The organism is Levilactobacillus suantsaii (genome assembly GCF_014069315.1).
In the GTDB taxonomy this organism is placed as follows: domain Bacteria; phylum Bacillota; class Bacilli; order Lactobacillales; family Lactobacillaceae; genus Levilactobacillus; species Levilactobacillus suantsaii.
The window spans coordinates 940,027-954,080 of the sequence record NZ_CP059603.1; the positions used below are offsets into that span (position 1 = coordinate 940,027).

The 14,054-nt window shown below is 52.1% G+C and carries 12 protein-coding genes; 10 read left to right on the plus strand and 2 right to left on the minus strand.

Annotated elements, in window-relative coordinates; translation table 11 throughout:
- The first annotated feature begins 305 nt into the window (after positions 1-305).
- From H3M12_RS04360 to H3M12_RS04385, 6 genes are all read left to right on the plus strand, one after another.
- Entirely contained in the window at positions 306-824 is a 519-nt protein-coding gene (locus H3M12_RS04360; protein ID WP_129033313.1) for a GNAT family N-acetyltransferase, read from the plus strand.
- 448 nt (positions 825-1,272) lie between these two features.
- Entirely contained in the window at positions 1,273-2,637 is a 1,365-nt protein-coding gene (locus H3M12_RS04365; RefSeq protein WP_129033314.1) for an amino acid permease, read from the plus strand.
- A 19-nt stretch (positions 2,638-2,656) separates the two neighbouring features.
- Positions 2,657-3,319, plus strand: coding sequence for a hypothetical protein (locus tag H3M12_RS04370; protein ID WP_129033315.1), 663 nt, complete (start codon positions 2,657-2,659; stop codon positions 3,317-3,319).
- Positions 3,320-3,526: 207 nt separating this feature from the next.
- On the plus strand, positions 3,527-4,156 hold the full coding sequence (locus H3M12_RS04375) for a WxL domain-containing protein (RefSeq protein WP_129033316.1): 630 nt from the start codon (positions 3,527-3,529) through the stop codon (positions 4,154-4,156).
- A 134-nt stretch (positions 4,157-4,290) separates the two neighbouring features.
- Positions 4,291-5,301, plus strand: a complete 1,011-nt coding sequence (locus H3M12_RS04380) for a DUF916 and DUF3324 domain-containing protein (protein WP_267905797.1) — start codon at positions 4,291-4,293, stop codon at positions 5,299-5,301.
- A gap of 28 nt (positions 5,302-5,329) precedes the next feature.
- Entirely contained in the window at positions 5,330-7,459 is a 2,130-nt protein-coding gene (locus tag H3M12_RS04385; RefSeq protein ID WP_129033318.1) for a lectin-like domain-containing protein, read from the plus strand.
- A gap of 239 nt (positions 7,460-7,698) precedes the next feature.
- On the opposite strand, the gene H3M12_RS04390 is transcribed toward H3M12_RS04385, so the two are convergent.
- Positions 7,699-8,934, minus strand: coding sequence for an ArgE/DapE family deacylase (locus tag H3M12_RS04390; RefSeq protein ID WP_129033319.1), 1,236 nt, complete (start codon positions 8,932-8,934; stop codon positions 7,699-7,701).
- Between the two features lie 534 nt (positions 8,935-9,468).
- On the opposite strand from H3M12_RS04390, the gene H3M12_RS04395 reads away from it, so the two are divergent.
- The 4 genes from H3M12_RS04395 (at position 9,469) to H3M12_RS04410 (ending at position 13,465) form a co-directional block, all read left to right on the plus strand.
- Positions 9,469-10,605 carry a vitamin B12 independent methionine synthase gene (locus tag H3M12_RS04395; protein WP_129033320.1) on the plus strand — a complete coding sequence of 379 codons (1,137 nt, stop codon included), beginning with the start codon at positions 9,469-9,471 and terminating at the stop codon, positions 10,603-10,605.
- Positions 10,606-10,698: 93 nt separating this feature from the next.
- Positions 10,699-11,394, plus strand: coding sequence for a glycerophosphodiester phosphodiesterase (locus tag H3M12_RS04400; protein ID WP_129033321.1), 696 nt, complete (start codon positions 10,699-10,701; stop codon positions 11,392-11,394).
- Between the two features lie 153 nt (positions 11,395-11,547).
- Entirely contained in the window at positions 11,548-12,327 is a 780-nt protein-coding gene (locus H3M12_RS04405) for a hypothetical protein (RefSeq protein ID WP_129033322.1), read from the plus strand.
- 217 nt (positions 12,328-12,544) lie between these two features.
- The gene (locus tag H3M12_RS04410) at positions 12,545-13,465 is read left to right on the plus strand and encodes an IS30-like element ISLsa1 family transposase (protein WP_182150673.1); all 921 of its coding nucleotides are present in this window, start codon (positions 12,545-12,547) and stop codon (positions 13,463-13,465) included.
- Here H3M12_RS04410 and H3M12_RS04415 read toward each other — a convergent pair.
- A complete protein-coding gene (locus H3M12_RS04415; protein WP_129032758.1) occupies positions 13,395-13,967 on the minus strand; it encodes a GtrA family protein in 573 nt (190 codons plus the stop codon). The two genes, H3M12_RS04410 and H3M12_RS04415, sit on opposite strands and share 71 nt — an antisense overlap.
- Between the last annotated feature and the right edge of the window lie 87 nt (positions 13,968-14,054).

Below are 14,054 nucleotides of genomic sequence, written 5' to 3' on the forward strand. Positions count from 1 at the left end.
GACCAGTCACAAAAAAATTTTTCGCCGGTGTTCGTCAAGCCTGGCGGGGCTTTTGACTCGTGAAAACGGTGCCGATTTAATAAGGTATTTTAAATAGGATTGATAAATTATTTGAGTTCAGGTATGATAGCTAAGGTTTTTTTCCACGAGCAACTATAATAGCCTACCGAAACGGGTCCGCCGGGTATGACCGGGGGTCCGCGACGGTAGGCCCTTTAGCCCGGAAAGGGCCGGGGTCAACGCGTCTTGCGCGGGGCCTGAGCCAACCAGTTTAGAATCATGACTTTAAGACGAGGTGAAGTAAGATGTATTTACGCAAAGCAAAAACGGATGAATTAGACCTAGTATGTGACATTATCGAAGACGGTAAACAACAATTAGCGGATGCCGGCATCGACCAATGGCAGGATAACTATCCTAACCGCGAAACGATTAAGACGGATATTGACCTGGGCCGCGCGACCATTTTTAACAGTGATGACCATGAAACGGTTGGCGTTGCCGCCGTTGTGGAGGCGCCCGACGACTCTTACGACACCTTAGTTGGGAACTGGTTAAAGGACACGGACCATTACGTGACCGTTCACCGGGTGGCCATTTACTCGCACCACCAAGGCCAAGGGTATGCGTCGAAGCTCTTTAAGGAACTCTTCGCGTACATCGCTGAGCACCATCCGGAAGCCGAAAGTATCCGGATCGATACCCACCGCGACAACGCGAAGATGCAACATTTGATCGAGAAGTTTGGTTTTCAAAAGGTCGGCGAGATCAAGGGTGTTTACCAACCGGAAGACGAATGCTACGTTTACGAGAAGCTCGTCTAAGCCGGGCTGATTTCTGATAATTTTCTCATGCAACGATTTGGCGGTTAACTGGCTAGGCTGATGCCGGAGTAAGGCTGACAAACGTTGGATGCAACTCAAAAAGATTTGTGAACTCGAAAAAATTTTTTCACGTACGGGGCGTGACCGTCAACTGGCGGCCAACGCCCCGTTTTTATTGGGGTTGCGTTTGAATTAACGAGGACCTTGCGCGATAATTTAGACTATGTTTAGGGGCATATTGGTTAAATTAGGCCTTGCGTTATGGGCCATAACCAGGTAACCTATGACATAATCTTAGTGTTTTATCATAATTGCGCGCCGCTTGGCTACGGTCACCTTGGGGTAACCCAGGGTGATCTTGCCTGGCAGCAGACCAAGCGGGGCTGCAAGGAGGGAACACGAAGAGTTTGATATTTGACAAGTGAATAGATAGAAAGAAGGAATTAGATTGCAGAGAAAACTTAGCTCGCGCCAGATGCAGATGATTGCACTCGGCGGGACCATCGGCGTCGGATTATTCATGGGGTCTGGTTCCACCATCAAGTGGACGGGGCCTTCCGTTCTCATTGCGTACATTATTTCCGGAGTCTTCCTGTACTTAATTATGCGGGCGTTGGGGGAAATGCTTTATGTGCACCCGACGACCGGGTCGTTTGCGACCTTCGCCTCCGAATACATGCATCCCGTATTTGGGTTTTTAACCGCCTGGAGTAATATTTTCCAATTTATTGTGGTGGGGATGAGTGAAATGATTGCGTTGGGCGGCTACTTCCGCTTCTGGTGGCCGAATTTGCCAGACTGGATTCCCGGTCTCGTCGCAATTACCTTCCTGTGCGTGGCCAATCTGATCTCCGTTAAAATGTTTGGTGAACTCGAATTCTGGTTTGCTCTGATCAAAGTGGTGACCATCGTTCTGATGATCATTGCCGGTCTAGGGGTCATTCTCTTTGGCTTCGGTAACGGTGGCGACGCGGTCGGCATCAGTAACCTGTGGCGCAACGGGGGCTTCTTCACCGGGGGTGTTAAGGGCTTCATCTTTGCGTTGGCCATCGTGTTGGCCTCCTATCAGGGTATCGAACTGATTGGGGTCACGGCTGGTGAAGCGGAGAACCCGCAACACACCTTAGTGGCGGCTATCCAATCGACGGTGGCCCGAATCTTGATTTTCTACGTGGGCGCTATCTTCGTGATTGTCAGCATCTACCCGTGGGACAAGCTGAACCAGTTAGGTTCCCCGTTCGTGCAGACCTTCGCTAAAATTGGGATTACCGCTGCGGCGTCGATCATCAACTTCGTGGTCATTACCGCCGCTTTGTCTGGGTCGAACTCCGGGATTTACAGTGCTAGTCGGATGACCTTTACGTTGGCCGAAAACCACCAACTCCCGAAGAAGATGACGCTGTTGAACCGTCACGGGGTACCATTTTACTCCGTGATTGCTATTTCGTTAGGGATTGCGATTGGAATTGTCTTGAACGTGGTCTTACCCATGTACTTCAAGGACGCCAGTCAAATCTTCGTGATGGTCTACAGTTCCAGTGTCTTACCTGGCATGGTGCCGTGGTTCGTGATTCTGGTCAGTGAGATTGCGTTTCGGAAACGTAACCCGCAACACATGGCCAACCATCCGTTCAAGATGCCGTTTTCACCTTGGTCGAATTACATTACGTTGGCTTTCTTAGGCGTTACGTTGCTTTTCATGTTCCTGAATCCCGAAACGCGGGTCTCAATCATCGTGGGAGTGATCTTCTTGGCCATCATGACGTTGGTGTACTTCAAGAAGTTTGCGCCGCGCGAGGCAGCGAAGAAATAACGTCAGGAGGCGTTTGAAAGTGAGTCGTCCAGGAAAATTTGCAAAGTCGAGTCGGGTCAAGCAACTCCGGCAGTTCAAACGCCGTAAGCACCAGCAGGCCGGTGATACGATTCCCTGGGAGCAGGTCACCGATTTCTTGTTGGGCCGTTACCAATTGACTCGGGGCCGGCAACAACCGCCCGTTGTGGCCGCGACGGTCCAGCGCTTCTTAAGCGAGTGGCTGGCCGTGGCCCAGGCGGCTGGTGAGACGCAAGTCCAATGGGACCTTACGGCGGTGACGCAAGCCACCTTAAAGCGCATCGGCAACCAGGTACCTTGGCAATTCTACGCTGTGCTAGCACCGCAATTGCTGCCTTGGCAACACTTCTTACAAAAGGAAGGGCCGGCCGTGCCGCTTGCATCGCGGCGCCAACTGGTGATGCCATTCACTGCGGCGACGAGTCAGCAACTAATTGCCGAGCAATTGGCGGTTAACTTACTAACGGTAACCGCAACACCCATCACGGCGACCCAACGTCAGCAGCTGGTGACCAGCTTGTTGGCACAGGGGCAGGTGCAATGGTCCGCAGTCGCGGGACTCTTTGCCCCGTTAGGGTTTCAAGTCACAGCCGGTAGTGATACCACGACCCGGCAGTGGCTCAACGAGTTACGGGCCTTAACCGTGAGCGACTTTCATAACTAAAACTATCGATACGAAAGACCAGCCAAGTGCTGGTCTTTTTTTTCGGCACCGATTATTATCGATCCTGAACCACCGGATGAATCAGTCATGACGACATCGGTTTGTTTTAGAACTTAAGGAATAAGTTAGGTGTTGATTCAACCACGGTTAGCTGCTGAGGCGGTTAATTGCTGGCTAGGTGTAAATCTTCAAGGAGGGTGACATACGATGAAGCGTCGAGTATACGTCACTTTGATGCGGAGTGCAGCCGCACTCGCATTGGGGTTAAGCGGTGCTGGCATGGTGGCCTTCGCGGATGCAACGAGTTCCTCGTCATCATCTTCATCGGTCCAAACGACGACCAGTACGCAAGCTAAGTCGGAATTCGATACGAGTGCCGATGCAGCAGTTTCATTAACTTCCGCGCCAAACTTTGGTTTCGGGGCTAACCCGACTCCTAACGGCAAAGATAACGTGACCTATCCAGCCCTATCGGCAGATAATCCGGTCGAGGTCTCGAACCCTGGGGTTCCGGGTGGCTGGAACGTTCAAGTCAAGGATTCTAACTTTGTCACGTCAGATGGCAGTGTCCTAGGTGGTGCTGTTTTGAATCTGGGTGCCCCGGATCCGGAAGCCGCGAACACAGGCAACCCGTCCGCAGCACCGGTAGCGAATGCCGTTAGTCTAAATGGTAACGGCACGAACGAGGTCTTACTGACCGCGCCGGCTAAGGGTGGCTTAGGTGTCTGGGATTCCGACTTCTCACTGGGTGACGTCACGTTAGACGTTCCCGCTGGGCAATTGGCCGGGAGTTACAGTGCCAACTTGACTTGGCAGTTAGGCGATACGGTTCAGTAGCATCGAACCGGTCGCGTCCGCGTAAAACGAACGTGACAACTTGTATCAACTGGGTCGGTGCCGCTTGTGTGGGACCGACCTTTTGGGGACCGGTATGACTGTTTGGGGGGATGAATGATGCGTCGGGGATGGCAATGGTTTGTAATGTTGGTGGGCATTTGGCTCGGATTACTAGGTGGTGTGGGGATAGCTCATGCACAAGGCGTTGGGTTTACGGTTCAGCCCGTAAAAAGCCCAGCAACCAGACTAATACGACATTGGGGTATTTTTCGTTGCGCATGGCCCCACAACAGCAACAAAAGCTGACCATCGTGATTCGGAACCAAAGTAGCACGACCCAACGGTTTCGAGTCAGGGTGAACCAAGCCGTGACCAACGCCAATGGCATCATCGATTACAGCCAGGCCGACCCAGATTTAGACCCGAGCCTACAACTGCCGATGAAGCAGCTCTTCAGTCAACCGGTCCAGACCGTCTCGGTCCCAGAATCCGGCGCTAAGCGGGTCACTTTAGCGCTGAAGATGCCGGCAGAAAGGCTACGGGGTTGCGCCTTGGGAGGAATCTACGTCGAACAACTGACCACGTCGCATCCAGTGTCCCACTCACAACGGAAATTGACCGTAAATAACCAATTCGCGTATGCCATCAGCATCTTACTGACGGAGAGCACACGCAAGGTCACGCCCGACTTACGGTTACGACAGGTCAAGGTGGGACAATTGAATCAACGGGATCAGGTCTTTGCGAACCTGCAAAACTTCGAACCGGGGGTTTTGTCGCCGTTAAGCCTCCACGAAACGGTAACGGCGCAAAACTCCAGCCAGGTGTTGTTGAAACAGGATCTCAAGAGTTTGGGGATGGCCCCCAACAGTAACTTCAACGCCGCGTTGCCCTGGGGCAATACGCAATTGAAGGCTGGAACCTACACCCTGAATTTGACGGCGCAATCTGGCCAACGCCAGTGGCACTTCACCCGTAACTTCGTGGTCACGCCAAAGCAATTGCGGGGCCTGGGTGGATCGGCCGTCACGCCAACGGCTACCCCAACCAGTTGGCTCTACTGGTTGTTAGCAGCGATTATTGCCTTGCTACTCGCCATTATCGGCTACCTGATTGCCCGCAACCGGCGGCGTAAAAAGGAGTAGTCGTTAGTGATGTAAGGAGGGATTGGAAATGTTGAAACGGTGGTTATATTTGGGGTTAGCGGCCTTGACCCTGGGCCTGGCCGGGGGGCTTCAGGCCCACGCCGATAGCGACTACGACGAAGCGCTGTCCACGGCGCCACAAGGTATCTCGCTTAACAAGGCCAACTCAATCATCGCCATCGGCACGGCACCGCTGGATACGGCGTCCGTGGTCGACGTGACCAACCCAAATTCGGTTGGGACGCAGGCCGTCGTGGTCAACACGGCACCCTATCAATTTGGGGCCGCCTGGTCGACCGACGACAACTTGATGGATCTGTCCCACGACCAGACGATTGGCTTTTGGTTCTACTTCGGTGACCAGGGCAGTAACGCCGGTGACGGCATGGCGTTCGTGTTGCAAAATGACCCGAACGGGATTGCTGCGACACCCACGTTTGGTAGCAAGGTCGTCGGCGAAACGTTAGGCGTGTGGGGCGTTGATACCAACGCGTCACAAGACTACGTCAGCAGTTTTGCAAAAACCGCGATCCAAAATAGTTGGGCGTTGGAATTCGACACCCACTTCAACGGGACCACGGGTTCCGGGGCCCCGGGCAACGCCAACGCCTTTGACGTGGGGTACCCGGCTGTCCACATCGCGTCCAACTACCCGGGCAGTGGCGACACCTACAAAAAGATGACGTACGATGCGGGGTTGTTGAGTAAGGCGAAGTACTACTACGAAATGAACCACTTAGGCGTCATCTCGGATAGTACCCAGACCAACTTCCTGTCGAACGGCTTGTGGCACCACATGACTTTGAAGTGGGATGCCAGCGCAAAGACCATGACCTATACCTTTGATGACCGCAACCCCACGACGGGCATTGAAGAAACGGGTCAAAGCGAAACGGTCCCGATTGACCTGTCCAAGATCGACCCGGACAACACGGGGTATGCGCGCTGGGGCTTCACTGGGACCACCGGTGAGGACTACGAAAACAACCTGATCGTCATGGACAACACGCCGGGCCTGGTTGACGGGACGGCGGATGCCAGCATGACGGATCTGACCCACAACAAGCCGATTACCACGGATAGTCAAATCATAGGCAACGACCAAGTCGAACTGGACTACAATCTGACCTACAACGGTGGCCGGCAAAGCTGGTCGAGTATTGATGGCCGGTTGAAACTACCGAACTATATCAACTACACGTCGGGGGAGATCACGTACGAAAACGGGGACACGGAGGACCTTTCGCCGGACAAAATCAGCGATGCCAAGTTGGATGCTGAGTTGGGGCAATCACTAGATAGTGATAACTCGACGGCCAAGTTGAAACTCTTGGGAACGGCCGATAACGTCACGGAGACCCAGTACAATCTTCCGCAGGCCAGTACCTTCTCGTCTAACGCTTTGGTCGCCACGGCGGATACCCCGTCGTTTGCCATCAACCCGAGCGTCACGCTGGACTTAGCCTTAACCTCGCCTAATGACGTGACCCTCCACGACAAGGAAGACACCACGATTACCGGCAACGTCACGGTCAACACGGCGGCGGCCACTAAGCCGACCACCACGCTGGCCACGTCCTTGAACGGAGCGGCCTTACCGGACACGCCGGTCAACAGTGACGGGAGCTTCAGTCTGGATATCGCCGCTGACCAGTTGCAGATGGGGACCAATACGGTTGATCTAACGGCGCAAACGGCAAATGGTGATACGTCAAAGACCATTACCGTGACCATTACGGTGGTCGGCACCTTGCAGTTCGTTAACGTGGCGGCCCACAGTAGTTTTGCGGATAGTTCGCTGACCGGGAGCCCGGAGTTGGTTCAACGGAGCAGCGACTGGAACCTGACCGTCCAGGATACTCGCGGTACGGGGCAGTCATGGGTCTTGGATGCCCAAACTACGCCGTTTGTTGATGATGATGACCAACCGATGGATGGCGTACCGGTCTACGTGGGCCGGTACGGCACCCAACAGTTGAATAGCCAGCCAACGCAAGTCATGATCCACACGACTGACGATAGTGTGGATGATGGGCTGACCGATGTTTCCGGGACTTGGACCGGCGACACCGGACTCTTGCTTAACGTCGGTTCGGGGACCGCAGCGGGGACTTATCACGGTACGATCACCTGGACGCTAACCAACGCACCCAGCTAACTAGCGGGGCAGAAAGAGGTTGTCTTTTGAGAAAGTGCAAGCTGACTAACCAACGCGCGTGACGAACGATCGTCGTCGCTGAAGCCATGACGGGTCACCTGGAGACAGGTCCCGTCCGCTGGCAAGCGACTCCCTCGTTCGGCCGCGCGTTTGGTGTGTCCAAAAAAGATGGTCACCTAAAAACAGGTTTCTCCTGGACTAGGAGAAACCTGTTTTGGGAGTTAAGTTTAAATGATTAGTTAGGATAATAACCGAGTGATCATCCGTTCATAAATCTTGATATAGCGCTGGTACATGTCAAGGTCGACGTATTCGTTGACCTGGTGGGCGGTGATGTTGCCAGGACCGAAGACCACGACGTCTAGGTCTGGATTGGCGGCCAAGAACGATGACGCATCGGTTCCCCCGGGCACCCCAATTTTGGGCAGATGCTGTTCCAAGACGGCCTGGCCGATATCGGTAGTCGCAGCAATCAGCGGCGCATCGGCCGCGGTGTGCATCGGCCGTAAGTCACTTAAAATGTCCATGCTGAGCTGGGCGCCTTCGTGGTTCAAGTCGGTGATGATCTGTTGTAAGTCCTGTTTTAGTTTAGCGTTCGGCAGTTCCGGAATGGTCCGAATCTTGACGGACAGTTCGGCGCTGGCGGGGACCGTGTTGATCTGTTCGCCGCCCTTGATCAGGGTCACAACGGGCGTCACGGCACCCAAGACCGGGTTGCGATAGTCCTTGATACTGTAGAAGTAGTCTTGTTCCCGCTGATAGAAATTCAGGAGGGCCGTAATCGCATTTTTGCCGATTTCAGGCATCGAACTGTGGGCCGCGACCCCGCGGGAGTGGACCGTGAAGGTGAATGACCCCTTGTGGGCCAGCTCGATAAAGTGTTGTTCACTAGTATGGTTCGCAGCCGCTAACTTTTGGGCGTTCGCGGCGTCGGTGCCTAACATCTGTTGGAGTTCGGGCCGTTGTAAGAGCTGCTTGTCGGCCCCACTAGGTTCGCCCACGATGAGGCTGGTCATGTCATCGACGTAACCAGCCTTGGCCAGTTGTTGGGCACCGTACTGGCCATATTCTTCGCCCACAGTGACCAGTAACCGTAAAGTTCCGCGTAACGGGACGCCGCTGTCTTTCAAATGAATCATGGCCCAGACCCCGGCCATCAGCCCGGACTTCATGTCTGACGTGCCCCGGCCAATCATGTGCTGGCCTTGGATGGTGGCGGACAAGGGATCCACGGTCCATTTGTCTTGGTCTCCCAAGGCAACCACATCGGCGTGGCCGTCGAAGCCGACCACGGGACCCTGGTCGCTACCGATTTCCGCAACCAGACTGGTCCGGTCAGCAGCGTAAGCCACCGTATGACTGGCGATGCCATGCTGGGCCAATAAGTGACTGAGATAGTCAGTGACCTGTTTTTCGGCACCGTTGACGGTATTTAATTTGACGATATTCTGTAGTGTTTGCACGACTTCATCCATGTTTTGTCCACCTCGTTTAGTTTGGCGGTTCTGCGGGTCGGCACCTGCACGGGCCGCTTAACTTGATTACAGCACTTTTTATGAAGGGGGTCAAGAAGCGCTTGGGACTTAAGTCTAATGGGGACAAAGCCAGTCACTGGCGGGCAACTTGCGCTTGACAAGCATTAAAATTGCGTCTAAGATTGCAATTAATTTCTCATGTCTTTGTCATAAATCGGCTAGGAGAAGAGTAATGGTCGGCGAACCGTCACAGAGAACCCGGTAGGTGCAAGCGGGTCGGTCCCGCCGCCATGAAGATGAACTCCCAATAGCTAGCGGGCGGTCAACGCTGCCCAATCGGTAGGAACCGTTAACTTTCCGGGTATTGCTTGAGCAGTACCGTTGAGGCCTGACGTGTGAGCGGCAGGTGAATTAGGGTGGTACAACGACGCGATCGTCCCTAGAACTAAGTGCTTAGTTCTGGGGAGGACCGCGTTTTTTGCGTCCCGGGACCGATTGACGACTGAGAAAGCAACTTGATAGGAGGATGATTTTATGACGACAACAGCTAGTACTACCAGTCTCGTGTACCCATACCGTTACGACGTGGTCGGGAGCTTACTGCGCCCGGATACGTTAAAGGACGCCCGCGGTAAGTTCGCGGCCGGTAAGATTCCCGCCGACGAATTGGCGGCCATTCAACACGACGAAACGCAACGGGTCGTGACCGCACAGGCCGACTTGGGGTTCAAGGCCGTAACCGACGGCGAGTTCAACCGAAGCTGGTGGCACCTTGATTTTCTGTGGGGCCTGACCGGCGTGGGGCACTATGATTATCACCAAAGTTATAAGTTCCACGGCGAAAAGACCCGGACGGACAACGCGGATTTGGTGGGTAAGATTGCCTTTAACCCCGACCACCCGTTTTTCAAGACCTTTAGTGCTTTGCAAGCGATGGCGCCAGCCGGCGTCGTGGTCAAGCAGACTATCCCGTCACCCAGCATGTTGTTCCGGGATAACCGCAGTGACAATTGGTCCCAATTCTATGAGACCTGGGACGCCTACTTAGATGATCTGGCAAAAGCCTACCATCAAACGATTGAACACTTCTACGAGCTGGGTTGCCGCTATCTACAACTCGATGACACCACCTGGGCCTTTCTCATCAGCCAGTTGAACGCGACGGCGGACGATGCCACGGCTCACGCTAAGTACGTGGGGCTGGCCGAAGACGCCGTTCGGGTCATCAACCAAGTCTTAAATGGCTTGCCGACGGACTTAACCGTGACCACGCACATTTGCCGCGGTAATTTCCAGTCAACGTACTTATTCTCGGGCGGTTACGATGTCGTGGCCGATTATCTGGGACAATTACATTATGACGGCTTATTTTTGGAGTATGATAGTTCCCGGGATGGCGATTTCAGTCCGTTAGCGCGAATCTGGAACCACGATACCCATAAGCGCCTCATTTTGGGTCTGATTACGTCGAAGTTCCCCGACCTGGAGGACCCGGATGAAATCAAGGCTAAAATCCAGCAGGCAGCTGAAAGCGTGCCGCTTGAAAACCTGGGCTTGTCCACTCAGTGTGGCTTCGCGTCCACCGAAGAGGGGAACCACTTGACCGAAGACCAGCAGTGGGCCAAGTTGAAGCTGGTGCGGCAAATCGCCCAAGACGTCTGGGACTGCTAAGCCGACCAAGAGGGGGGCGCTCACGGTAAACTAACGAACGGGGATGACCCTCGAGCGAAGCGCTTGGGGCCCCGCTCGAGGAGGAAGAGAATAATGACAGCAACAACCATGGTATTTGGCCATCGGGGATATCCGGCAAAATTCCCGGAGAACTCGCTGGCGGGGTTTCGCTACGCGGTGGCCCACCAGATCGAGGGCCTGGAATTTGACGTGCATTTGACCCGCGATGACGTGCCGGTCATCATGCACGACGAAAAGATCAACCGGACTACGGATGGCAAGGGCTACCTGCGCGATTACACGTTGGCGGAACTTCAAGCGTTTCACCTGGCCAACGGCGAAACGGTGCCGACTTTGGCCGCCTTTTTACAGGTGGTGGCCGACCAGCCAGTTCATCTGAACCTGGAGTTTAAGACCGATAAGATTCAGTACCCGCAGATCGAACGGATTGTTTTGGGGATGGTCCACGCCACATCGCTGGTCTACCCGGTCATTTACTCGTCGTTTCATCTGCCGACGCTCAAGCGGTGCCAACAATTGGCGCCCAATGAGATTTACTGTTGGCTAACGGATAAGCGGGTCAAAAACGCCCCGGCCTTCGTGAAAAAGGAAGGTTTGGCGGGGCTGCATCTGAGCCACTACCAGGACGATATCCCGGTGGTCGAACGTATCTGGACGGTCGATAGCGTTGAACAGGCGACCCAGTTGTTCGAAGACCAGGTGGCCGGCATCTTCACAGATGATTTTGAGACCATGATGGCCTTGAAGCAGCGGTTGAACCAAGCTTAACTTAAAAGAATTATCAGCCGCGAAAAAGCGGTTCACTAATATCTGTGATTGATGGTCAAGATAAACTTGATTGTTAATGACGGATATTTTTGAGTTGAGTGAGTGTTAGAATTTAGAGGGAATTGGATTAGTCTCGTAGATTAGAGGGGTTTTATGTCGGGAAAACGGTATGAATTTAAGGAAGGTCTTTACAATCAGTTTCATAGTTTTATCGTTGAATACATTACGAATAGTTTTTCGCAGAAGTTTACGATAACTTTAGCGGTTATTGTGACCGGGTTGGCGGCAATCTTCTTATCATCGACGCATCGGATTTTAGTCTCGGTTTTAGAAGCTGCTACGGTTTGTTTGATTATGGCTAGCATCATTAATTTAGTTAAGGAAGAATGGTGGGGTAAACAGGGTATTGAACTCAGCAAACAGCATAAAGGCCTGTCTCCCCTCATCATCAGTAGTATGGTTGAGCATAAAGGTTATTCAGCCGTTGTGGATGATATTAGAACAGGCCGAATAGCGTCGGAACAGGACGCTTTTCAACGCATCGTTGAGGGCTTTGATGTGGTGGATGTGGTCAACTCGAATGTTAATTCCGGCAGAGTTAACCTATTAGTGTCCTACATACAAGACTATTGTGAAGAATGTGTTAAGCAGGATGGGGCTGAAAACCCAATCGTGACTTTTTTGCTTAGTTTGGATAATCACCAGGTTTGGCAGATTGGTAAATACGTGTATCGGCATTATTATGTTCACAACATTTCGCGCCAATTAACGGTTACACGAGAAATGCCTAACGGGAATTTTAGTGTTCTGATTGTGGTCTTAGCCGAGGAAATGACTAAATGCCTAGATGCAGATGCGGTAAAACGGATCAACTGGTTCAATCGGTTGAAACTATCCCCGCAACAAAAGGAACTACTTAGAAAAGCTGAATAGCAACTAAAAAAACTGTGCCATCACGAAGATGGCACAGCTTTTTTGATCCGACTTCCACTGACGGTCCTTTTATGGTTATCGCCCTGGTTAATCGGTTGTTTGATTAGTCTTTTTATTGAGGCAAATTCTATAATTAATCCGAACAGAAATTAAAAAGCCCCAAGCAATCACTTACAATGGTAGTAGCTAATTCCAACCAATATAGGGAGTGATTACTTTGGGTACATCTACTTTATCACGTTTTCAACGTGGCGCACTAGCACAACTGGTCAATGAGGGGAATAAATCTTACCAAGTAATGGCTGACGCCTTAGGCGTCGCCAAAGCTACGATTAGCTATGAGTTGGACCGGGTTAAACCTTATGATCCAGAATTAGCTCAGCAAGATGCAGATCGCAAAAGGCGGAATTGCGGTCGTCGTTCGATGCTGACGGCAGCATTAGCGACTTTAATTACCAATCACTTACGATTAACCTGGTCACCAGAAATCATTGCGGCCGCTTATAACTTGAGCACTGCGTCAATTTATAATTGGCTTAATCGTGGCTGGCTCCCCTTCAAATTGACTGATCTACCCAATCGGAATGTCCGCCAGCACCGAGTGAGCGAAAATCGTGGGAAATTTACAAGTGGGACTTCCATCGAACAACGGCCAACAACTGTTAATCAACGGTTAGCTTTTGGTCATTGGGAAGTAGATACGGTGCTTTCTAGTCGAAGTGAGTCACGATCATGTCTGGTTACATTCGTAGAACGTAAGACCCGACTTCTATGGGCCATCAAAGCCCCTAATAGAACGGCTAAGGCTCTAAACACCGCCTTTGGCAAGTTTATGGGGGCCTTCGGTCCCCAAGTAAAATCCATTACTGTTGATCATGGTAAAGAGTTTGCCAATTATCAGGCCTTAGAACAGGATTATCAGATCAAAGTTTATTTTTGCCATCCATATTCACCATGGGAGCGAGGTTCCAATGAATATTTTAATAGACGGTTACGCTGGTTCTTCCCGAAAAAGACCAATTTTAGCCAAGTAACGACTGATGAGATCCTAGCAGCACTTGAACTAATTAATCAACGACCATTAAAAATACATCATCAACAGACTGCCATTGAAAGATTCCGGGCTTGTTCGGATTAAACTTGTAATTTGCCTTGAAAATGAACCACTTGGAGAAGAAGTAGTTGCCAACGATGGCTAGCCCGTGACCGATGACCTTGGTGATGGTGGAATGGAAGCTCAACAGCGAGATGACGACGTAAAGAATCAGAGCTTCCAGCACATAGGTGAAGCTCCGGGTGCCGTAAAACTTGCCCATGTCGCGAAACGGGTGGGCGGAACGGTGCTTGAAGACCAGTTTCTTATCGATCCAGAACGAGGCCTGCACACTGCAGACCCAGGCAATCAGGTTAGACAGCTGGTACTCCACGCCAAAGATATTATTGAAGAGGTAGAAGACACCGATGTTGACCACCACACCAAGGGATCCCCAGAGAATGTACCGTTGAATCTCTTTGTGGACTTTTTCTTCAACCGCTTCCATTTGGTCGGAAAATTCGGCTTCCGTTTCGGTGAGTTCGGCCTCATATTCGGACTCGGTAGCGGGATAGTGATTATGTTGCAAAGGGGCTTGATTATCCATAGACGCCGCGAACCTTTCTTAAACGATTTAACGACTTAATTATACCGTTTTCGGGTTACTCTGCAACGGCCACAGGGCTAACTGATT

Excerpts from the sequence above, each read along its gene's own strand:
- H3M12_RS04400 (WP_129033321.1), top strand. The coding sequence starts at position 10,699 with ATGACAGCAACAACCATGGTATTTGGCCATCGGGGATATCCGGCAAAA.
- H3M12_RS04385 (WP_129033318.1), top strand. The coding sequence starts at position 5,330 with ATGTTGAAACGGTGGTTATATTTGGGGTTAGCGGCCTTGACCCTGGGC.
- H3M12_RS04415 (WP_129032758.1), bottom strand. The coding sequence starts at position 13,967 with ATGGATAATCAAGCCCCTTTGCAACATAATCACTATCCCGCTACCGAG.
- H3M12_RS04360 (WP_129033313.1), top strand. The coding sequence starts at position 306 with ATGTATTTACGCAAAGCAAAAACGGATGAATTAGACCTAGTATGTGAC.
- H3M12_RS04395 (WP_129033320.1), top strand. The coding sequence starts at position 9,469 with ATGACGACAACAGCTAGTACTACCAGTCTCGTGTACCCATACCGTTAC.
- H3M12_RS04380 (WP_267905797.1), top strand. The coding sequence starts at position 4,291 with ATGGTTTGTAATGTTGGTGGGCATTTGGCTCGGATTACTAGGTGGTGT.
- H3M12_RS04405 (WP_129033322.1), top strand. The coding sequence starts at position 11,548 with ATGTCGGGAAAACGGTATGAATTTAAGGAAGGTCTTTACAATCAGTTT.
- H3M12_RS04390 (WP_129033319.1), bottom strand. The coding sequence starts at position 8,934 with ATGGATGAAGTCGTGCAAACACTACAGAATATCGTCAAATTAAATACC.
- H3M12_RS04375 (WP_129033316.1), top strand. The coding sequence starts at position 3,527 with ATGAAGCGTCGAGTATACGTCACTTTGATGCGGAGTGCAGCCGCACTC.